We start from the raw sequence: 20,750 nt of genomic DNA, 5'->3' as shown, positions 1-20,750 counted from the left end.
TGATTACAAGTCAGTTGCTCTACCTACTGAGCTAAGTCGGCACACTAAATTCTTTATGCTTTTGTCCGTGTTGTTACTCCCTGTTAAAGAGTGTTGACACCAACAAATCAAATTGTGGTGCCCGGAGGCGGAATCGAACCACCGACACGAGGATTTTCAATCCTCTGCTCTACCGACTGAGCTATCCGGGCAACGGAGCGCTATTAAACGGATTTTCTGCATAACCGTCAACTCCTTTTTTGAAAATAACTAAAAAAACCGTTCGTTCGTTGTTTTTTTATTCAAAAGTGAGGGTTATGTTTTACCTTGGTTAAATTCTTTTTTGAATTGCGTTACTTTTTCGAGGTATCGGCGCGACTCTTTATTTGGATGCTTCTTGGTAAGCGCCCAGTAGGCTTGGCTCGGTTGCAGCGAGTTTAAGTCTTGCATTGCTCGCTTTCTGTCCTTACTGAAGGTATTGAGTACGCCACCAGTACCGCCGTTATAGGCTGAAATCATACTGTATTCAAGCGTTAATGGGTTTTTTACGTCTTTCAAATAACGATTTTTAAGGATGTAAAAGTATGCGGTGCCAGCATCAATGTTGTTTTCTGGATTGAATAAGTACTCAGGGCTTGGTTCACCAGGTTTCTTTTTGACGTGTTCAAATACATCTCGACCAGCGGTTTTAGGTACCACCTGCATAAGACCATAAGCATTAGCCCAGCTTACGGCGTACGGGTTGAAGCTACTCTCTGTCTTGATGATAGCGTAGATTAAATCTTCAGGGATGTCATAACGCTGAGACGCTCGTCGAACGATGTCGGCATATTGATAACTACGCTGGCTAGCGTGGTCGGCCACCATTGGGATTTCAACGTAGTAGGCTTTTTTAAAGTCGACTTCTTTGGTTTTTAGGTTATTCGCGATCAGGTAATCCGCAAACTGGTTCGCTCGCCAAGTCCATTGAATGGGCTTTTTTTCTTGGTCTACGACCTGATTATAGAGGAAAGGTTTGCCTTCTAGCTTGATGCTTTTAGAAGAGAATAGATCGACATGCGCCGGATCATCTGGCGTCAAAAGGGTCGTCATGATCGCATTTTTGAGGTGTTTTTTCGGTTCGGTAGAGGAAACCGTTTCCACCGTTATCAGGCCTTGGCTAAAATTCACTTCTGAACGACTTAAGTAATTATCTATGTATTTCACATAGTTACTCTTACCTGCTATCTTGATTTCACTGCTACCCCAACGTTTTTGAATGTTGCCTGAAAAGCTATCTATTAATGAATCTAGCGCCCCGGTATCTTTTTCAAATTGTCCGGGTAGCTCAGCTAAATTCTTCACAAACCGGTTGGTTGGCTCGTAATTGACATCATAAATGCTTTCGACAAATTCACGGCTGCAGCCAGTTAATAACATGGCTGTTAGGAAGTAACTTAGCTTTTTCATAGTTCCTCATACAAAAATGACATCGCAGCGTTAACCATGATGTCATTAAAAATTGCTTAAATAAATGTCTTATTCGCTTGGTGGAGTATAGCCATCAATTACGACATCTTTACCTTCAAAAAGGAAGTTAACCATCTCAGTTTCAAGAAGTTTACGATGCTCAGGATCCATCATGTTTAGCTTCTTTTCATTGATAAGCATAGTTTGCTTGCTTTGCCATTGTCCCCAAGCTTCTTTAGACACGTTGTCAAAGATACGCTTACCTAAGTCACCTGGGTAAAGTTGAAAATCTAGGCCTTCAGCATCTTTTTGAAGGCGAGCACAAAATACAGTGCGGCTCATAGTGGTTCCTCTTATCGCGTTCGTTGATTCAAACGTCGTCGTTCAGTTCAAAGGGTAGGCTCTCAATAAGCTGCTTTACAGGAGCGGCTAGGCCAATTTCTTCCGGTTTTGATAAGTTATACCAGAGACCTTTAGCCCCTTCCATTATCAAATCTGGTTGTTTATCTAATTTCACTAATACTGGCGTGATATCTAAGTGGTAGTGGCTGAAAGTGTGTCTAAACGCAATCATGGTCTTGATCGAATTGGTTTGAGTGTCTTTGATCGAACGAAGATCTAGTTGATGTTCGATCTCTGCGTTTTCATTTTGAGGGAAACAAAACAATCCGCCCCAGATACCAGATTGAGGGCGCTGTTCGAGCCACACTTGGTTGTCGTGATACAGAATCACAAACCATGTGTCTTTTACTGGCTTTTCTTTCTTAGGCTTTTTGCCAGGGAAGTCGAGCTGTCTATCGAGCTTCTTGGCCTCACACATGCTTTCAATCGGGCACAAGGTGCACTTAGGCTTGCTACGGGTACAAACCATGGCACCCATGTCCATCATTGCTTGGTTGTACTTATCGACATCTTTGTTCGGAGTATGTGCTTCGGCGTGTTCCCAAAGCTGGTTTTCGACTTTCTTTTGCCCCGGCCAACCTTCAACGGCAAAACTTCTCGCAAGCGTTCGTTTTACATTGCCATCAAGAATCGCATGAGGAAGTTTATGAACCGATGATAAGACGGCTGCCGCTGTTGAGCGGCCAATGCCTGGAAGCGCATTCATTTCTTCGAGGGAAAGTGGAAACTCCCCACCATATTGCTCTGCGACGATCTTGGCAGCTTTGTGTAGGTTGCGAGCTCGTGCGTAATAACCAAGCCCTGTCCATAAGTGGAGTACCTCATCTTGTTCGGCGTTCGCTAGGTCGATAACCGTTGGAAAGCGTTCTAAGAAGCGTTGGTAGTATGGAATCACCGTAGCAACCTGAGTCTGCTGAAGCATGATTTCAGATAGCCAAACGGTGTAGGCGGTTTTGTTTTGTTGCCAAGGCAATTCTTTACGCCCGTAGGCGTCATACCACTTTAATATGGCGGTTGCGAAAGGAGTCACGACATGCTCTATGCTTTGCTATTATTAGAAGCGAAATTGCACCACACTTAACGTTGGATGTAAAACAGACAAATTGTGTGGGAATTTATCCACGGAAAGACTTGCACCGGAGGCAATTCTTTGGATAATCCCCGCTTTGATTAATCAATGTGCAGGCAAAAATCAATGAGTGAAGTGACCACTAACGAATATACTGAAGACGGCAAACTGGTTCGTAAGATCCGTAGCTTTGTTCGCCGCGAAGGCCGCTTAACAAAAGGCCAAGAGAACGCGATGAATGAATGTTGGCCAACAATGGGTATCGACTACAACCCAGAGCTTCTTAACTGGAAAGAAGTATTTGGCAACGATAACCCGGTTGTACTAGAGATTGGCTTCGGTATGGGTGCATCACTGGTTGAAATGGCAAAGAACGCACCTGAGAAAAACTTCTTAGGTATTGAAGTTCATAGCCCGGGTGTTGGTGCGTGTTTAGGTACAGCTCGCGATGCTGGCGTAACTAACCTGCGTGTAATGTGTCACGATGCTGTAGAAGTATTTGAACACATGATCCCAGATAGCAGCCTGCATACTCTGCAACTGTTCTTCCCTGACCCATGGCACAAAGCTCGTCACCATAAACGTCGTATCGTTAAGGCTGAGTTTGCAGAGATGGTTCGCGGCAAGCTTCAACTTGATACTGGTGTTTTCCACATGGCAACAGACTGGGAAAACTACGCAGAACATATGATTGAAGTGATGAACGTAGCTCCAGGCTTCGAAAACATCGCTGAAGATGGTGATTACATCCCTCGTCCGGATGAGCGCCCGCTAACTAAGTTTGAAGCGCGTGGCCACCGTTTAGGTCATGGTGTTTGGGACATTAAGTTCAAGCGTACTAAGTAACTTCGAATCAAATTAAGTGAAGGGTAATCCGACTTAGGGTTTAACCCCTACACTTTATGGGATTGATTAAAGCCAACATTATTGTAATGTTGGCTTTTTTGTCCTTAGGCTTTTATTTTAGTAAAGGCTTAACGACAGAAAGTAATACCAATCACAGTAAGTAAGCGATCAGAAATAGCGTAGGAAAAAGGCTTGAGAACAAGGCAGCATTTTTCGATAAGTAGTTACTCTACAATCAAAAATTCTAACGCAGTTATCGAGCATTTTAACAAGCTAGAGTGAGCAGTTATTTACTACGATTGGTATATGTTACACCCCTACAAAAATAACAATATAGAAGTAAGCGCACATGAAACCAACTCAAGCTATTTTGGCCGAGATCTTAGACGAAGTTCGTCCTTTAATTGGACAGGGAAAGGTCGCTGATTATATCCCTGCACTGGCTCGCGTATCGAACCAGAAACTGGCGATCGCGGTATACACCAATGAAGGTGAGGTGATTAAAGCAGGCGATGCTGAAGAAGCATTTTCTGTGCAATCTATTTCTAAAGCCTTGAGCCTGACGCTAGCTATGGTGCTATATAAGCCTGAAGAGATTTGGCAAAGAGTAGGCAAAGAGCCTTCTGGTCAAGCCTTTAACTCGATGATTCAGCTTGAGATGGAGTATGGTATTCCCCGCAACCCGTTCATCAATGCGGGGGCAATTGTCGTTGCAGACCTACTACAAAGCCGCTTGTCTGCGCCTAGGCACCGCTTGTTAGAGTTTGTGCGTCAGTTATCGGGTGATACTCATATTGTGTATGACAAGGTGGTAGCGGCTTCAGAAATGATGCACAGCGATCGTAATGCTGCCATTGCTTATTTGATGCGTTCATTTGGTAATTTTGAGAATGATGTTATCCCAGTTCTGAATAACTACTTCCACGCTTGTGCGCTTAAAATGACGTGTGTGGATTTGGCAAAAACCTTTAGCTATTTAGCAAACAAAGGCGTGTCGGTTCAAACCAAGAAAGAGATCATCACGCCAGTTCAAACCAAGCAGTTGAATGCTTTGCTTGCGACGTGTGGCTTGTACGATGGGGCTGGTGAGTTTGCCTACCGTGTTGGTATGCCAGGAAAATCGGGCGTTGGTGGCGGTATTATTGCTATCGTTCCTGGCGAAATGACGATTGCGGTGTGGTCTCCAGAGCTTGATCCTTCTGGCAACTCGCTCGCAGGTACTAAGGCTCTAGAGTTGCTTTCAGAGCGAATTGGTCGTTCTATTTTCTAAGAGAAAGATTCGAGCACGGACGTTGTCCTATAGAACGCTTCGCTCCGAGAGAGGGCTATAAAACAAAAAGGGTTGACCCTAAAGCCAACCCTTACGCAATGCTTCTCGAATCTCGAACTACTCGTCTTCTTCTGCCATAAAGGCTTCTAACAGATCATTGAGAAACAGCTTTCCTTTTTCAGTGATCTGCCAGTGAGTGTCGGTTTCCTTCAAGTAGCCTAGCTCTTTTGCCCATTCAATCGTTTTTTGAATCGAGTCAAAACCAAGCCCTGTCGTATCAATGAAACCCTGCTTTGGACATGCTTCCATTAACCTAAAGCGGTTCATGAAAAATTCAAAAGGGCGGTCTTCATTCGGCACTTCAAATTCATCTGATAGATAAGGTTTTACCATGTTTTGGTACGCAGCTAGATAGCCTCTAGGGTGCTTAACCTTAGTGGTACGAACAATGCGTCCATCTGTAAAGCTCAGCTTGCCATGAGAGCCACAGCCAATACCTAGATAGTCACCAAAGCGCCAGTAGTTGAGGTTATGTTGGCACTGATATCCCGGCTTGCTGTAGCCTGAAATTTCGTACTGCACATACCCTGCGTCTGCGAGCTTCTTATGGCCTAGGTCGAAGATATCCCAAAGGTCATCATCATCAGGCAGCGTTGGTGTTTTGTAATAGAACATGGTGTTAGGTTCTATTGTTAGCTGATACCAAGATAAGTGCGGAGGGTCGAGTTCTATCGCTTTATCCAAATCAGCCAACGCTTGTTCAATACTCTGTTCGGGTAAGCCGTGCATTAAGTCTAAATTGAAACTATTCAATCCAATCTTATGCGCTAAATGAGCAGCATTTACCGCTTCATCTTGACCATGAATACGCCCAAGTCTTTCCAGTTTCTCTTGCTCAAAACTTTGCACACCCACCGAGATTCGAGTAATGCCTGCCTTTTGGTAACCTGCAAAACGCTCAGCTTCGATAGTTCCCGGGTTGGCTTCCATGGTGATTTCAATTTCAGGTTTGAATGGGATGCGCTGTTCAATGCCTTGTAACAATCGGCCAATTCCTTCAGGAGAAAACAAGCTTGGGGTACCGCCACCAATAAAGATCGAATGCAGTGGGCGAGGCATACCATTGAGCTGATATTTTTCGATATCAGTATCGAGATCCTCAAGCAGTGCATCGATGTACTCTTTTTCAGGGATCTCGGCTTTCAGAGCGTGAGAGTTAAAATCACAATACGGACACTTTTGTACACACCATGGGATGTGTACATAGAGGCTAAGTGCGGGTGGTATTAGCGCTGCATTGTGCATTACAGAGCTTGCTCCTTGAGAGTCTTGAATAGTGACGCAAGCGCTTTACCACGGTGTGATAGTTGCTTCTTACGCGAAGATTCAAGCTCTGCTGAGGCGCAGTTATCTTCTGGTACAAAGAACACAGGATCGTAGCCAAAGCCATTCTCACCGTGTTCTTCAGTAAGAATACGACCTTCCCATTTACCGTGACACACTAGAGGTGTTGGATCATTCTCGTGACGCATTAGCACCAACACACAGTGGAAACGCGCAGTACGCTTTTCAGTTTCGACACCTTGCATCGCATCTAATAGTTTTTTGATGTTCTGCTTATCGGTTGCCCCTTCACCTGAGTAACGCGCTGAATAGATACCTGGCGCACCATTTAAGTAATCAACCTCTAAACCTGAGTCGTCAGCAATGGCTGGCAGCCCTGTTTCTTTCGCTGCGTGGCGAGCTTTGATGATGGCATTTTCAATGAAAGTCGTTCCTGTTTCAGCGACTTCTGAAACGTTAAATTCACTTTGCGCGACAACGTCAAAACCAAACTCAGACAGAATATCTGCCATCTCGCGAACTTTACCTTGGTTGCCTGTTGCTAAAACAATCTTACTCATGGGAATGTAGCTCTAAATAAGTTAATAAATGAAAAGTAAGGTTTGAGCTTACTCTTCTATATAGAATTTCTGTGTGAAACGCAGTGGACCAGTGCCTTTTAGGCCTGCGTTCACATCGATGTCGAAGGTGATGTTTTCTTCGTGAGTTACGGGGAACTCAGCAAGGTAATAAATCGCATCGCCTTCTTTGATTTCTCGAAACTTCAAAGTACGGGTGTTTCCAACGAGGTTCTTCGCTGTTCCCGTAATTTTAGCCGTTGTCGCAGGCTTGCCTAGAGAAGCCTTGTCTAACACGCTGATGTTGAGGATTGCTGAGTATCCATTTCGCTTAAGTTTGTATTGCTTAGCGACTTGCGAAGTTAAGAACGTGGAATTAAAAGCCGAGTAATGAACCTCGACATCCTTAATGTTCTTAAATTGCCCTGCTGAGCTTGGTAAGGCAACAAGAGCGGTGAGTAGTGCTGTTATCCATAAACGCATAATGACTCCAATAAATAGCAAAAAGCCATCATAGGATGGCTTTGACTTCAGTTGGGATTTGGCTTGGCGAGCATATTCGAACTTGCTTGTGCCTACCGAGATCTCCCTTTTCTATCTTAATTTGCCCTTTTGCGACCTTAAACTGTTTCGCAAGGTATTTCGCTAAATGGGCATTGGCTTTGCCATCAACCGGTGGTGCAGTTATGGCAATTTTGAGTTCCTCACCATGCAAGCCAACAATCTTGTCTCGGCTTGCTTTGGGTTGGATATAGAGCCTAAGAAGAATATCGTTTTCCTCGGCCCAAACCGCTTTTGGCATCGTCAAAGTACCTGATGTTCGTACTTGAATTATAGCTGATACCAAATAGGACCAATCATGTCGCCCATTAGGAAGTTCGCAAATTGCAGAACAATGAACAGAACCAGTACGCTTAGGTCGAAACCACCCATGTCCGGAAGGATACGGCGGATAGGCACTAGCATTGGTTCAGTCAGTTGATGGAATACGTACTCGATTGGACTACGACCTTGGCTTACCCAGCTTAGGATTGCACGGATAAGTAGAACCCAGAAGATCAAACCACCAGCCGCTTTGAGCAGAGACAGTGCACCAAAGATAAGGAAGCTAATATCGAAAACGGCAGCGCCGCCAGAGATAATCAGGTTTAGAGCAACGAACTTAAGTACACACAGCACATAAGCGAAAACAACGGTCGCTAGATCAAGGCTGCCGATTGATGGAATAACTCGGCGTAGTGGGGCAACAACCGGTTGTGTCGCTTTTACGATGAATTGTGAGAATGGGTTGTAGAAATCTGCACGTGATGCTTGTAGCCAGATACGCAAGATCACAACCATGATGTAAAGATCAAAAACGGTCGAGATCAGAAAGCTCATCGAGTTCATATTGTTTCCTTTTTCGGATTTACTTGTCGCTTAGATATAACCAGAGCGGCAAAATGCTTGTTTACCTTGATTGGTACTAAAACAGTTTTTCCATCTCTTCAGCTCGAGCGACCGCCGCTTGCATGGCTTTGGCTACGATGTCTGATAGTTGATGTTCATTGAACGTGCGCAATGCTTCTGCAGTTGTTCCGCCTTTTGAAGTCACTTGTTCACGCAGTGTCGATAATTCAGTATCTGGATTTGCTACCACCATCTCTGCCGCGCCTAATGCAGACTGCTGCACTAATTTACGAGCGGTTTCTTGGTCAAAACCTTGCTTGATTGCTTCAGCTTGCATCGCTTCCATAAACAGGAAGAAGTAAGCCGGAGCGCTACCCGCCGCCGCAATGATGTTGTTGATTCCAGACTCTTGTTCAACCCAACTTACTTCACCAACAGCTTGCATCAGCTGAGAAGCAAAGTCTTTATCATCTTGGCTGACAGTTGCATCGGCATAAAGACCACTCATCCCTTTACCAAGCAGTGATGGCGTGTTTGGCATCACACGAACAAGGTTCAGTTGGCAGTTTAACATCTCATTAAGTCGATTCGCATTAATACCCGCGGCAATTGAGATAACCAGTTTGTTGCTGAAGTCGATATCTTGTAAGGGTTTACATACATCAGCCATCATTTGTGGCTTCACGGATAACACAACAACGTCTGCTTGCTCTGCTGCTGCAATATTATCGCTGGTGGTATTGATGCCGTATTCTTGTTCTAACGGCAGCCTTCTGGTTTCTGAAGGTGCTGTCGCAGTAATCTTTTGCGCTGGGTAACCACTAGCAACTAAGCCAGCTACAATTGAGCGAACCATGTTTCCCGCCCCAATAAAGGCGATGTTCTTATGTACCATATATAAAATCCTGAGCGTGTCGCTGCGCGGATAAGGCGAAGCGGTATCAATACTTGTACTTGTCGTTACTTACTACGGCTATTTCGCGTAATCACGAGCGCCGAAAATAGCTGTTCCAATACGAACCATTGTGCTACCAGCCTCAACTGCTGCATCCATATCACCACTCATCCCCATCGAAAGGGTATCAATGTCTGAATACTTCGCGGCTAGCTTGTCTTTAAGCTCTGCCAGTTGAGAAAATGCATTAAGCTGAGATTGATAGTCAGATACGTTTGCAGGAATCGACATCAATCCTCTTAAGGTGAGGTTGGGGAGCGATGAAATCAACTCCGCGAGTGCAAAAACTGTCTCTTCTGAGGTTCCAGATTTGGACTCTTCACCACTGGTGTTTACCTGAATCAACACTTGCAAAGGTGGAAGTTCGCTTGGTCGTTGATCATTAAGCCTTTGTGCGATCTTATCGCGATCGACGGAATGCACCCATTGAAAGCTTTCCGCGATTGGGCGGGTTTTATTGGATTGAATTGGACCAATAAAATGCCACTCTAAATTTAGGTTAGAATGTTGTTCTGAAAAGTGTTTTACTTTATCTACACCTTCTTGAACATAGTTTTCACCAAAGGCAACTTGGCCTCCGAGTGCGGCTTCTAGAATCGCATCAATAGGTTTAGTTTTGCTGACGGCTAAAAGTTGCACGGACTCTGGAGCTCGTCCGCACTTTTGCTCAGCACTACGAATCTGTGAGGTGATTTGTTCGATATTTTGTTGAATACTACTCATAGCTGACTTTACTTAAGGGAAAATAAATGGATATCACTGAGTTACTAGATTTTAGTGTAAAGCATAACGCGTCAGATCTACATCTTTCTGCGGGTGTATCTCCAATGGTACGTATAGATGGTGAAGTAAGGAAGCTTGGAATCCCAGCTTTGAGTCATGCTGATGTGCATCGTTTGGTTTTTGAGATCATGAGCGATTCACAACGCGGCGAGTTTGAAGAAAAACTGGAAGTCGACTTCTCTTTTGAATTACCCAATGTTGGTCGCTTTCGTGTTAATGCGTTTAACCAAGCCCGTGGCTGCTCAGCTGTATTTCGAACTATCCCTGTCGAAATCCCGACTTTAGATCAGTTAGGTGCACCTGAGATCTTCGAAAGGATTGCTAACTACGAAAAAGGGTTAGTGCTCGTCACTGGTCCAACTGGCTCTGGTAAATCAACGACTCTTGCGGCGATGGTTGATTACGTAAATCGCAACCACAATAAGCATATTCTGACGATTGAAGACCCGATTGAATTCGTTCACACCAATAATAAATGCCTAGTCAACCAGCGTGAAGTTCACCGTGATACCCACAGTTTTAAAGCGGCACTGCGCAGTGCCTTACGTGAAGACCCAGACGTGATTCTGGTTGGTGAACTTCGTGACCAAGAGACGATTAGCTTAGCGTTAACCGCAGCAGAAACGGGTCACTTGGTCTTTGGTACTCTGCACACCAGTTCTGCGGCTAAAACGATCGACCGTATTATCGATGTGTTCCCAGGTAGCGATAAAGATATGGTTCGTTCGATGTTGTCTGAATCACTGCGCTCGGTGATAGCCCAGAAGCTGCTAAAGCGTGTTGGTGGTGGTCGTGTGGCGTGTCATGAAATCATGATGGCAACACCTGCGATCAGAAACTTGATTCGTGAAGATAAGGTTGCGCAGATGTACTCGATCATTCAAACGGGCGCAGCGCACGGCATGCAGACCATGGAACAAAATGCGAAGCAGCTGATGGCGCAGGGCTTGGTTGATTCGGAAGAGGTCGAGAAAAAGATCGAAATTGAAACCTCAATGTTTTAATCAAGGTGGACACAATGGAATTGAATCAAATCCTTGAGGGAATGCTTTCTCAAAAGGCATCGGATCTTTATATCACGGTTGATGCGCCAATCCTTTTTCGTGTGGATGGTGAATTACGCCCTCAAGGAGAGAAGCTGAATGCGGCTCAAGTTGCTCAATTACTTGATGCGATGATGGAACAAGACCGACGTGATGAATATCAGCAAACGCGTGAGGCTAATTTTGCGATTGTGCGTGACTTTGGTCGTTTTCGTGTCAGTGCATTCTTTCAGCGAGAGCTACCTGGAGCGGTCATTCGACGTATCGAGACTAACATCCCAACCTTTGAGCAACTAAAGCTTCCTGATGTACTACAGGACCTATCAATAGCTAAGCGCGGACTTGTGCTGGTGGTTGGTGCGACAGGCTCTGGTAAATCGACCTCAATGGCTGCAATGACAGGCTATCGCAACACCAATCGCTCGGGACATATCTTGACGGTTGAAGACCCGATTGAATTTGTGCATGAACATAAAAAGTGCATCGTGACACAGCGTGAAGTTGGACTCGACACCGAGAGCTATGAAGTCGCGCTTAAGAACTCGCTACGCCAAGCACCAGACATGATCTTGATTGGCGAAATCCGTAGCCGTGAGACCATGGAATACGCGATGACCTTTGCTGAAACGGGTCACTTGTGTATGGCAACCTTGCACGCCAATAACGCTAACCAAGCGCTAGAGCGTATTCTTCATTTGGTGCCGAAAGAGCAGAAAGAACAGTTCTTGTTTGATCTATCGATGAACCTGCGTGGTGTCGTCGCTCAGCAACTCATTCGCGACAAGAATGGCAGCGGGCGTCATGGTGTATTCGAGATTCTGCTGAATAGCCCTCGTGTTTCTGACTTGATTCGTCGTGGTGAACTACACGAACTGAAAGCAACCATGGCTAAATCGAAAGAGATAGGTATGCAGACCTTTGACCAAGCTTTGTATGATTTAGTGATAGCAGGCAAGATCAGCGAAGAGGATGCGTTCCACAGTGCCGATTCTGCTAATGACTTGCGCTTAATGCTCAAAACTAGACGTGGTGATGACGACTACGGAACTGGGGCGTTGGCTGGTGTGAAGATAGATATGGGGTGATAAAAAACGCCTGATTTGATTCTAGGTTAAAATCAGGCGTTCATCATATTCATCGTTCGACTGCGTCTGTATTATCAACGCTTCTTGTTCTTAGGCTCGCTGATTACGTCTGCGTCAGTCGAAGTATGATTCATATAACCTGCATTATTGGAGCTTGTCGAACTGCATGCTGATATTGCTAGAGCTACGAAGATTGCTAGAAAAATTTTCATGTGAACTCCCACTTACCTAATAATGAATTGCCTCGACATTACGCCGTAATATCATTATAGGATCACAAAGAAGTTTAATCTTTGAGCTCTTAATTTTCGTTATGAATATTGTGCTTCAAACCAGCTCTCTAAAATGACGACTGCAGACTGGTTATCGACATTACCTTTACTTAGTGCTTTGTAGCCGCCCATTTCAAAAAGGTCGGCTCTTGCTTCTGCGGTCGATAATCTTTCGTCATGCAGCTCAACATCAACACCAAAACGACCTTTTAAGCGGTTAGCAAATTTCTTTGCTCTTGGTGTGATGGTCTCTAGATCACGACCGTGAAGATCGGTAGGAAGGCCGACTACAATCAGGTTCGGCTGCCACTCCTTAATTTGTTTTTCGATATCGTCCCAATTTGGGATGCCATCTTTGGCTTTAAAAGCTTTTAGAGGGCTTGCGGTGCCCGTGATTTCTTGTCCTATCGCACTGCCGATACTTTTTGTACCGTAGTCAAATGCCATAATTGTTCGTGACATGGGGTTTCCAAATTTATCTGTGTTTGAGAGTGTCTGTTTATTTTATTTAGCTGATTTGAACTAGGCGTGGCCAGCGTCTGCTGAAAGCTGAGCCGCATTTATTCCTAACATCTGCACGGCGACTTTCCAGCGGTCAGAAATCGGTGTATCGAAGATGACCTTCGGATCGGCTTCAACGGTTAACCATGAGTTCTCGGTCAGTTCGGTTTCCAGTTGTCCCGGTTCCCATCCTGCATACCCAAGTGCGACTAAATAATTCATCGGCTCATCTTCTGTGCCCAACACCATCAAGATATCTTTTGAAGTCGTCACCGAGATTTGATCTGTCATGTTGATGCTGGATTGATAGCTGCCTTTAGGTTTGTGCAAAATAAATCCACGGTCTTCTGCGACCGGCCCACCGTTCAATACTGGCTTATCAAGACTTGCTTGGTTGGATTTCGGCTGCTCAGAATCAACCTTAACTTGTTTAAGCATGCTGCCGACAGTGACATCGATAGGGGCGTTGATCATCAAACCCATCGCGCCTTCGTCATTGTGCTCACAAAGGTAAATCACCGAATTTTGAAAGTATGGGTCTTTCATTCCGGGCATAGCAACCAGAAAGTGGTTCGTTAAATTCATAGAGCCTCCTGCCAGTGTGTTCCCAGTAAAGGAAAAAGAGCGGCGTAAAGCCGCTCATTGTTCTTTGCCTAGATATTTCTGTGTTTTCGAATAGCTAAGGCTTTCTTTAGTTTAGGCTATTTAGCGTTAACGCGACGCTCAATTGCATCCATTAATTTACCTGTAACTGAAATATCAAAAGCGGCTTCAATTTCACGGATACAAGTAGGGCTAGTCACGTTAATTTCAGTCAGCTTGTCACCGATAACATCAAGCCCAACAAAGATTAAGCCTTTCTCTTTCAGTGCAGGAGCAACTGCTCTTGCGATAGCCCAGTCTGTTTCACTTAGAGGACGAGCTTCACCTGTACCGCCAGCAGCAAGGTTACCTCGAGTTTCCCCTTTTGCAGGAATACGCGCTAGACAGTAAGGCATTGGCTCACCGTCAACCACAAGAATACGCTTATCACCATTGCTGATGTCTGGAACAAAAGTTTGTGCCATTGCGTAGTTCTGACCGTGGTTGGTCAAGGTTTCAATAATAACTGATACGTTTGGATCGCCTTCTTTCACACGGAAGATAGACGCGCCGCCCATGCCATCAAGTGGTTTTAGAATCACGTCACCGTGTTCTTCTCGGAACGCTTTAATTTTTTCAGCTTTACGAGTCACGATGGTGGTCGGTGTCAGTTCAGGGAACCATGCCGTGAACAACTTCTCGTTACAGTCACGTAGGCTTTGTGGTTTGTTGACGATCAGTGCGCCGTTCTCTTCAGCACGCTCAAGAATGTAAGTTGCGTAGATGTACTCAGTATCAAACGGAGGATCTTTACGCATCAGTACCGCATCTAAATCGGATAGCGCGATAGTCTGTTCTGATTTGAATTTGTACCAACCGTTTGGATCTTCTTTTAGTTCAACAACCTTAGTGTCAGCAATGGCTACGCCTTGATCTAAATGTAGATCATCCATTTCCATGTAATGGATTTCGTAACCACGACGCTGAGCTTCAAGCATCATGGCAAAGCTAGAGTCTTTTTTGATGTTAATGGATGAAATTGGATCCATTACGATGCCAAGTTTGATCATTTTTTTCTCCTAGCCTAGATCGCCAAAACGGACTTGTAAGGCAGTAATTGCGGTTAGAGCTGCTGTCTCGGTACGAAGTACACGTGGGCCGAGTAGCGTCTCTTCAAATTTGTATTGTTCTGTCATGCCGATTTCTTCAGCCGACAAGCCACCTTCAGGGCCGATCAATAGGCGTACCTTACTGATAGGTTCTGGAAGGGTATTAATTGAGTATTTTGCACGAGGATGTAAGTTCAGCTTTAATGCTTCACTCGGTTCGCTACACCACTCTTCAAGTTGCATGATAGGGCGAATGACTGGAACCGTATTGCGGCCACACTGTTCACACGCCGCGATAGCAATCTTTTGCCACTGTGCGAGTTTTTTCTCGAAGCGTTTTGTATCAAGCTTAACGCCACAGCGCTCTGAAATTAAAGGGGTAATGGTGTTCACACCAAGCTCAACCGATTTCTGAATCGTGAACTCCATTTTGTCGCCACGTGAAATCACTTGGCCTAAATGTAAGTCTAACGGAGATTCGCTGCTGCGTTCGATGCGTTCAGAAACATTAACGGTGACATTTTTCTTTGATACTTCGGCTATCGTCGCAGGGAATTCAGCGCCACTGCCATCAAATAGAAGGACTTCTTGGCCTTCTTTCATGCGAAGGACACGACCAACATGACCCGCGGCATCTTCGCCTAAAGCGAGTGAACCTAACTGATGAATGCGTTCTGGGTGATGAATACGAGGGATTCTCATGCTGGTAAACCTATAAATATGTTCATTTGGGTATTTTGTCTCTGCCTAACATGGATGCTTTTAGTTGAAAAAACAAGGGTAGAGCAAGAGTTTCAGGGGCAATTCTGAAACTCTTGTTTGAGATAGTTAGGAATGTTGATTGTACGAGCGACGTTATTTACAAGCAGGGTAAACAAATGGGTTGTGATTACCTTGGATGGCATAGATTCGCTCATCACGAGTACATTCCCACTTGTCGACAGGAAATTGCTTGTTCCACGCCATCATTAGGTTGGTTTGTTGCTTAGATAGTTTGAAACCATACTCTTGGCTCATGTAAAGGTAAGTACGCGCGATAGAGCCTTTTGCTCTGTCTGGCGGCATAACTTTACGCTGCTTGAAGTTGACCTGCATTTCACACTGACCATAGCTCACGCCATCCATTCCATTCCACTGGCTGAAGTTGTAGTTCGAACGGTCACCATTTACTTCACCGATAGCTGGCGTTAGGTTGTGGAGATCGGCTTCCATGGACTTGAATACTTTGTCATTGCGAGTGCAGTTCTTGCGCCCGCCATCTTGCCAGCACTGACGCTGGTGGCCGAATTGCCAAGCTGGAACCACGTGTTCCCACTCAATTCGACTCGCTCGCTTTTGTTGTTTTCGGACTTGATAACCACAGCCGTCAAGGTTGGGAATCCCTTTCTTTTTGTCCTTCCATGTAATGTCACAACCACAATAAAATGAAGTCGGGTGGTCGAGATAAATCTTCACCGCTTCTCTTTTTGCTTTGGAGAATGAGCTCGGTGGTGCGGCGAAAACGCTTTGGGTTACCAGTAGGCCAAATACTATTGATAAGTAAAAAGACACAGGTAGGCCAAATGCTTTGATGGTGAGTTTTTGCATAGAAAAAGACTGATAAAAGTATGATAAACATCAGTCTAGCACTCAAAGGATGAGTTTCTCCATTACATTTCTATCATCAACTTAATCGAGTGTTGCTTTCTGAAATAAAAAGGATGGGGTTACCAAATCGAATAGGTGCGAGTCTAGGACTTTAGCTGAGCTGTGTGCCTGTGAAGGATAAGGTTTGATTGCACAGCTGGCAGCGATAGGTCGATTGATTTCGAAGCACTTTATTGTGTCGTCTGATTGATAATGGGTAAGTGGTGCACTCACATCGATATTCAAAGGTTTTCCCTTGAACTGAATCTATTTCAAAGCTGTGAGTTGTTTTGGCTGGAACGTTGAATACCTTTTCCATCACGTACTTCCACTCGTTTCCGTGAGGCCTAACACGTCCGAAAACCTGATGCGTGATTAGGTGTGCGAGCTCATGCGGCACAACTTCGTTGATGAAGGCGTCTTCATTTTCAGAAAATAGTACGTGGTTGAGCTTAATTTCGTTGAGCTGAAGGTAGGCCTTTCCCGCTGCTTTACCTCTTAACTTGAAGGTGATAGTTGGGTGTGGAAATTCACGAGAGAAATGTTGATTTGCGATAGCTAGGCACTCGGCCAATTTCTTATTTGCTCGATGTTGTTGCGGGGTGTAAGACAAACGTTGTTAACTCCAAATAAAAGACCTCAGCGTTTAAGCCAAGGCCTCATCATAACATTGCTTTTTGATCTAGCGATGCTTTACACGTGATGTTTTTTCTTAATGATCTCGTGATAAGCGTGCCATGTACCATAACCAAGTAGCGGCATGGTGACGATCATTCCGATGCCGTAGGTGGTAAAACCCACCAGAATACCGGCACAAATAATACTTGCCCAAACCACCATTGCAGGAATGTTCGATTTCACGGCATTAAAGCTAGTGAAAATTGCACTCATCACATCAACGCGTCTCTCCATCATTAACGGAATTGAAAATGCTGAGATGCTAAATATGAGGCTTGCGATGACAAAACCAATCACAGAACCCGTAATTAAGAAGGGAGCGAACTCAGCCAGTGGTGCGCCTTGCACTGAAGGGTAGAGCGCGTGCAATAATGCAGCGATACGCATCCAGAATATCATCGCAACCATCAATACGATCGCAAAGGCCCATTGGTGGGTGGAGTTGCGAGTGATGGCTTTCATCGAGTGCAGTAGGCTTGCGTTGTGGCCTTTTTCTCTTTCCCAAGCTGCGTCATACAAGCCCAGAGCAAGAAACGGCCCTATTAGCATGTACACGATCAGGCTTGGCATTACGACCAAGTGTGTTCCTTGCCATTGGACAAGCTGAACAATGGCGATTGCCGCTCCCATAAAGCACAAACCGTAGAATGCGCTGATTAATGGCATTCTTACTAAGTCATGCAGAGCAAGCGACAACCAATGAAAGGGTGCGGAAATACTGATTTGGTTACAAGGAATGGTGCGAGCGTAATCCTTATCGCTGACCTTGTGTTTTTTATCGTTCAGTTCGGATGGGTGCGCGGTACGAGGCATAGATCCCCCTAGTTAAATAACGTCCTAGTTATAATTCCATAAGGCTCATCGATGTGGCTTGTGTGAGAGTTATGGTGTTGAGCTAAATTGCTCTTTGTCATCCCAGTTATTGTTCTAGCGTGCATTTAACGAGCGTTATCAGACTGAATTAATTTAAGTTAAATGTGAGCTTGATCGCCTAGGAGTTACCTTAACTATTGTCAGTAGTGCTAGAAAACACAAATTATCGCCGGCTTTTTATACTAAGTGGTTAACGGTAAAGAAGGGCGTTAGGGAAGGGTATTGTGAGTGAAAGTTCGGTAAGTACATAAAAATAAAGCCCTTACTAAGCAGTAAGGGCTTTAAAGGAACACATCGCAGTGGCTAAATTATTTTAGGCCAGCGAAGTCCGCAAGGATTGCTGCTTTGTCAGTCGCTTCCCAAGGGAACTCTTCACGACCGAAGTGACCGTATGCAGCAGTTTGCTTGTAGATAGGCTGAAGAAGGTTCAGCATCTCTTGAAGGCCGTATGGACGTAGGTCGAAGTTTTGACGAACAGCTTCAATGATGATTTCGTGTGCTACTTTCTCAGTACCGAACGTTTCAACCATGATAGATGTTGGATCAGCAACACCGATAGCGTAAGACAGTTGAATCTCACAACGGTCAGCCATACCAGCAGCAACGATGTTTTTCGCAACGTAACGTGCTGCGTAAGCTGCAGAACGGTCAACTTTTGATGGATCTTTACCTGAGAATGCACCGCCACCGTGACGAGCTGCGCCGCCGTAGGTATCAACGATGATCTTACGACCAGTTAAACCACAGTCACCCATTGGGCCACCGATTACGAAACGGCCTGTTGGGTTGATGAAGAAGTTAGTATCTTTGTTGATCCACTCAGCAGGAAGTACTGGCTTGATGATTTCTTCCATTACTGCTTCGCGTAGGTCAGGCGTTGTTACTGAATCACAGTGTTGAGTAGAAAGAACAACAGCATCGATACCAACGATCTTACCTTGGTCGTATTGGAAAGTAACTTGAGATTTCGCATCTGGGCGAAGGAAGTCAAGCTTACCGCTCTTACGTACTTCAGCTTGCTTCTTAACAAGAAGGTGAGAGTAAGTAATTGGAGCTGGCATTAGGATAGGAGTTTCGTTAGTCGCGTAACCAAACATGATGCCTTGGTCGCCTGCGCCTTGCTCTTTAGGGTCTTCTTTATCAACACCTTGGTTGATGTCTGGAGACTGCTTACCAATTGTGTTTAAAACAGCACAAGAGTCAGCGTCAAAGCCCATGTCAGAATGAACGTAACCAATTTCACGTACTGTTTCACGAGTGATTTCTTCGATATCAACCCATGCAGACGTTGTTACTTCACCGCCAACCATAACCATGCCGGTTTTAACGTAAGTCTCACAAGCAACACGTGCTTTTGGATCTTGTTCCAAGATGGCATCAAGAACAGCATCAGAGATTTGGTCTGCAATTTTATCTGGATGGCCTTCTGAAACAGATTCAGAAGTGAATAGGTGCTTAGCCATGAGAGCTCCACTTTTAGTTTTTGGTGTAAATAGTTTATGGCGTCGCAAGCTAGGAAGCGCGCCATTAAATACAGTATATTTTGTAGGTGTTTCTACATCTAGACGGCTATTCTAAATTCCAGCGGTCGAATTACAAGCTCTTTTTTATGATATGTCATAACTAATCGTTTGCGTATCGATTGAGATAAGCCACTGCCAAGTGATGTAAATGTTCGAAAATTGCGAAAAATGACCGTTAAAATGCCAGTAAAACGTTTGCAGTCGCAATAGTCGTTTGAGAGAATACCCGCGCTAATTAAAATGAAAACATTAGCACTATCTCTTTTTTAAATCGCTTATGTATCCAGGAGCAGACATGCCTTCTCGTAAAGATCTAGCCAATGCAATCCGCGCACTTAGCATGGACGGTGTTCAACAAGCAAATTCAGGCCACCCAGGCGCACCTATGGGTATGGCTGACATCGCTGAAGTTCTTTGGCGTGGCCACTTGAACCACAACCCAGCAAACCCAGAGTGGGCTGACCGCGACCGTTTTATCCTGTCTAACGGCCATGGTTCAATGTTGATTTACTCTCTGCTTCACCTTGCAGGCTACGAGCTTTCAATTGAAGATCTGAAAAACTTCCGTCAACTGCACTCTAAGACTCCAGGTCACCCAGAGTACGGTTACGCTCCTGGTATCGAGACAACGACTGGTCCTCTAGGTCAAGGCATCACTAACGCTGTTGGTATGGCAATGGCTGAGAAAGCGCTTGCTGCCCAGTTCAACAAAGAAGGCCACGACATCGTAGACCACTACACTTATGCATTCATGGGTGATGGCTGTCTGATGGAAGGTATCTCTCACGAAGCATGTTCTCTAGCAGGTACGCTTGGTCTTGGTAAGTTGGTTGCTTTCTGGGATGATAATGGTATCTCTATCGATGGTGAAGTTGAAGGTTGGTTCTCTGACGATACACCTAAGCGTTTTGAAGCTTACGGCTGGCATGTAATCCCAGCAGTAGACGGTCACGATCCGGAAGCAATCAATGCAGCTATCGAAGCAGCTAAAGCAGACCCTCGTCCAACGCTTATCTGTACTAAAACTATCATCGGTTTTGGTTCTCCAAACAAAGCGGGTACGCACGACTGCCATGGCGCTCCACTAGGTGCTGATGAAATTACAGCAACTAAAGCAGCACTTGGTTGGGAACACGGTCCTTTCGAAATCCCAGCTGATATCGCAGCTGAGTGGAATGCGAAAGAAGCGGGCGCAGCAAAAGAAGCGGCGTGGAATGCTAAGTTTGACGCATACGCAGCGGCTTACCCAGAGCTAGCAGCAGAATTCAAACGTCGTACTAACGGTGAACTTCCAGCACAATGGGAAGAGAAAGCAAACGCAATCATTGCTGATCTTCAAGCTAACCCTGCAAACATTGCTTCACGTAAAGCATCTCAAAATGCTCTAGAAGCGTTTGGTCAAATGCTTCCAGAAT

Annotated in this window: 24 protein-coding genes and 1 tRNA gene; 5 read left to right on the top strand and 20 right to left on the bottom strand. The window is 45.0% G+C overall.

Annotation, left to right across the window (positions count from 1 at the left end; genetic code table 11):
• Positions 1 to 115 precede the first annotated feature (115 nt).
• From AB6F11_RS20030 to mutY, 4 genes are all read right to left on the bottom strand, one after another.
• Positions 116 to 191 (bottom strand) — tRNA-Phe (locus tag AB6F11_RS20030).
• A 103-nt stretch (positions 192 to 294) separates the two neighbouring features.
• Positions 295 to 1,428 (bottom strand): membrane-bound lytic murein transglycosylase MltC, encoded by a 1,134-nt coding sequence (gene mltC / locus AB6F11_RS20025; RefSeq protein WP_017063191.1) that lies wholly within the window; start codon positions 1,426 to 1,428, stop codon positions 295 to 297.
• Positions 1,429 to 1,497: 69 nt separating this feature from the next.
• A complete protein-coding gene (locus AB6F11_RS20020) occupies positions 1,498 to 1,770 on the bottom strand; it encodes an oxidative damage protection protein (protein WP_010435637.1) in 273 nt (90 codons plus the stop codon).
• 28 nt (positions 1,771 to 1,798) lie between these two features.
• Positions 1,799 to 2,860 carry an A/G-specific adenine glycosylase gene (gene mutY / locus AB6F11_RS20015; RefSeq protein ID WP_102394127.1) on the bottom strand — a complete coding sequence of 354 codons (1,062 nt, stop codon included), beginning with the start codon at positions 2,858 to 2,860 and terminating at the stop codon, positions 1,799 to 1,801.
• A 165-nt stretch (positions 2,861 to 3,025) separates the two neighbouring features.
• On the opposite strand from mutY, the gene trmB reads away from it, so the two are divergent.
• Both trmB and glsB read left to right on the top strand, forming a co-directional pair.
• Positions 3,026 to 3,745 (top strand): tRNA (guanosine(46)-N7)-methyltransferase TrmB, encoded by a 720-nt coding sequence (gene trmB / locus AB6F11_RS20010; RefSeq protein WP_017062250.1) that lies wholly within the window; start codon positions 3,026 to 3,028, stop codon positions 3,743 to 3,745.
• A 349-nt stretch (positions 3,746 to 4,094) separates the two neighbouring features.
• Positions 4,095 to 5,015 carry a glutaminase B gene (gene glsB / locus AB6F11_RS20005; protein WP_017062249.1) on the top strand — a complete coding sequence of 307 codons (921 nt, stop codon included), beginning with the start codon at positions 4,095 to 4,097 and terminating at the stop codon, positions 5,013 to 5,015.
• A gap of 117 nt (positions 5,016 to 5,132) precedes the next feature.
• Here the strand turns inward: glsB and hemW are convergent, their stop codons facing one another.
• The 7 genes from hemW to AB6F11_RS19970 form a co-directional block, all read right to left on the bottom strand.
• Complete coding sequence (gene hemW, locus AB6F11_RS20000) at positions 5,133 to 6,320, bottom strand: radical SAM family heme chaperone HemW (RefSeq protein WP_104216233.1); 1,188 nt, start codon at positions 6,318 to 6,320, stop codon at positions 5,133 to 5,135.
• Positions 6,320 to 6,919 carry an XTP/dITP diphosphatase gene (locus tag AB6F11_RS19995; protein WP_017062247.1) on the bottom strand — a complete coding sequence of 200 codons (600 nt, stop codon included), beginning with the start codon at positions 6,917 to 6,919 and terminating at the stop codon, positions 6,320 to 6,322. The genes hemW and AB6F11_RS19995 overlap by 1 nt, the downstream gene beginning before the upstream one ends.
• 48 nt (positions 6,920 to 6,967) lie before the next feature.
• Positions 6,968 to 7,399 (bottom strand): DUF4426 domain-containing protein, encoded by a 432-nt coding sequence (locus AB6F11_RS19990; RefSeq protein WP_017062246.1) that lies wholly within the window; start codon positions 7,397 to 7,399, stop codon positions 6,968 to 6,970.
• Positions 7,400 to 7,427: 28 nt separating this feature from the next.
• The gene (yggU, locus tag AB6F11_RS19985; protein WP_017062245.1) at positions 7,428 to 7,718 is read right to left on the bottom strand and encodes a DUF167 family protein YggU; all 291 of its coding nucleotides are present in this window, start codon (positions 7,716 to 7,718) and stop codon (positions 7,428 to 7,430) included.
• Between the two features lie 29 nt (positions 7,719 to 7,747).
• Positions 7,748 to 8,305 (bottom strand): YggT family protein, encoded by a 558-nt coding sequence (locus tag AB6F11_RS19980; protein WP_017067798.1) that lies wholly within the window; start codon positions 8,303 to 8,305, stop codon positions 7,748 to 7,750.
• A 76-nt stretch (positions 8,306 to 8,381) separates the two neighbouring features.
• A complete protein-coding gene (gene proC / locus AB6F11_RS19975) occupies positions 8,382 to 9,200 on the bottom strand; it encodes a pyrroline-5-carboxylate reductase (protein ID WP_065584117.1) in 819 nt (272 codons plus the stop codon).
• Positions 9,201 to 9,278: 78 nt separating this feature from the next.
• Entirely contained in the window at positions 9,279 to 9,983 is a 705-nt protein-coding gene (locus AB6F11_RS19970) for a YggS family pyridoxal phosphate-dependent enzyme (RefSeq protein ID WP_017062243.1), read from the bottom strand.
• Between the two features lie 26 nt (positions 9,984 to 10,009).
• Between AB6F11_RS19970 and AB6F11_RS19965 the strand changes: the two genes are divergently transcribed.
• Complete coding sequence (locus tag AB6F11_RS19965; protein ID WP_017062242.1) at positions 10,010 to 11,047, top strand: type IV pilus twitching motility protein PilT; 1,038 nt, start codon at positions 10,010 to 10,012, stop codon at positions 11,045 to 11,047.
• A gap of 14 nt (positions 11,048 to 11,061) precedes the next feature.
• The gene (locus AB6F11_RS19960) at positions 11,062 to 12,171 is read left to right on the top strand and encodes a PilT/PilU family type 4a pilus ATPase (RefSeq protein WP_017062241.1); all 1,110 of its coding nucleotides are present in this window, start codon (positions 11,062 to 11,064) and stop codon (positions 12,169 to 12,171) included.
• A 74-nt stretch (positions 12,172 to 12,245) separates the two neighbouring features.
• Here AB6F11_RS19960 and AB6F11_RS19955 read toward each other — a convergent pair whose 3' ends face one another.
• From AB6F11_RS19955 to metK, 9 genes are all read right to left on the bottom strand, one after another.
• Positions 12,246 to 12,383 carry a hypothetical protein gene (locus tag AB6F11_RS19955; protein WP_170791814.1) on the bottom strand — a complete coding sequence of 46 codons (138 nt, stop codon included), beginning with the start codon at positions 12,381 to 12,383 and terminating at the stop codon, positions 12,246 to 12,248.
• A 99-nt stretch (positions 12,384 to 12,482) separates the two neighbouring features.
• Positions 12,483 to 12,905, bottom strand: coding sequence for a Holliday junction resolvase RuvX (gene ruvX / locus AB6F11_RS19950; protein WP_102394126.1), 423 nt, complete (start codon positions 12,903 to 12,905; stop codon positions 12,483 to 12,485).
• A gap of 60 nt (positions 12,906 to 12,965) precedes the next feature.
• Positions 12,966 to 13,529 carry a YqgE/AlgH family protein gene (locus tag AB6F11_RS19945; RefSeq protein ID WP_102394125.1) on the bottom strand — a complete coding sequence of 188 codons (564 nt, stop codon included), beginning with the start codon at positions 13,527 to 13,529 and terminating at the stop codon, positions 12,966 to 12,968.
• 116 nt (positions 13,530 to 13,645) lie between these two features.
• On the bottom strand, positions 13,646 to 14,596 hold the full coding sequence (gene gshB / locus AB6F11_RS19940) for a glutathione synthase (RefSeq protein ID WP_102394124.1): 951 nt from the start codon (positions 14,594 to 14,596) through the stop codon (positions 13,646 to 13,648).
• A 9-nt stretch (positions 14,597 to 14,605) separates the two neighbouring features.
• On the bottom strand, positions 14,606 to 15,337 hold the full coding sequence (gene rsmE, locus AB6F11_RS19935; RefSeq protein ID WP_017062238.1) for a 16S rRNA (uracil(1498)-N(3))-methyltransferase: 732 nt from the start codon (positions 15,335 to 15,337) through the stop codon (positions 14,606 to 14,608).
• Positions 15,338 to 15,490: 153 nt separating this feature from the next.
• Positions 15,491 to 16,222, bottom strand: coding sequence for an endonuclease (locus tag AB6F11_RS19930; RefSeq protein WP_102394123.1), 732 nt, complete (start codon positions 16,220 to 16,222; stop codon positions 15,491 to 15,493).
• A gap of 151 nt (positions 16,223 to 16,373) precedes the next feature.
• The gene (locus tag AB6F11_RS19925; RefSeq protein WP_102394122.1) at positions 16,374 to 16,874 is read right to left on the bottom strand and encodes a SprT family zinc-dependent metalloprotease; all 501 of its coding nucleotides are present in this window, start codon (positions 16,872 to 16,874) and stop codon (positions 16,374 to 16,376) included.
• A gap of 80 nt (positions 16,875 to 16,954) precedes the next feature.
• Complete coding sequence (locus AB6F11_RS19920) at positions 16,955 to 17,752, bottom strand: DUF2189 domain-containing protein (protein WP_102394121.1); 798 nt, start codon at positions 17,750 to 17,752, stop codon at positions 16,955 to 16,957.
• Positions 17,753 to 18,120: 368 nt separating this feature from the next.
• Positions 18,121 to 19,275, bottom strand: a complete 1,155-nt coding sequence (metK, locus tag AB6F11_RS19915; RefSeq protein WP_017062234.1) for a methionine adenosyltransferase — start codon at positions 19,273 to 19,275, stop codon at positions 18,121 to 18,123.
• A gap of 355 nt (positions 19,276 to 19,630) precedes the next feature.
• On the opposite strand from metK, the gene AB6F11_RS19910 reads away from it, so the two are divergent.
• Positions 19,631 to 20,750 (top strand): thiamine pyrophosphate-dependent enzyme (locus AB6F11_RS19910; RefSeq protein WP_372130585.1); only part of this gene is annotated, 1,120 nt, incomplete at its 3' end.

Source organism: Vibrio sp. 10N.247.311.14, assembly GCF_041467715.1.
GTDB lineage: Bacteria > Pseudomonadota > Gammaproteobacteria > Enterobacterales > Vibrionaceae > Vibrio > Vibrio crassostreae_C.
The sequence above is the reverse complement of the archived record's forward strand: the minus strand, read 5'-3'. Positions and strand labels throughout refer to the sequence as shown.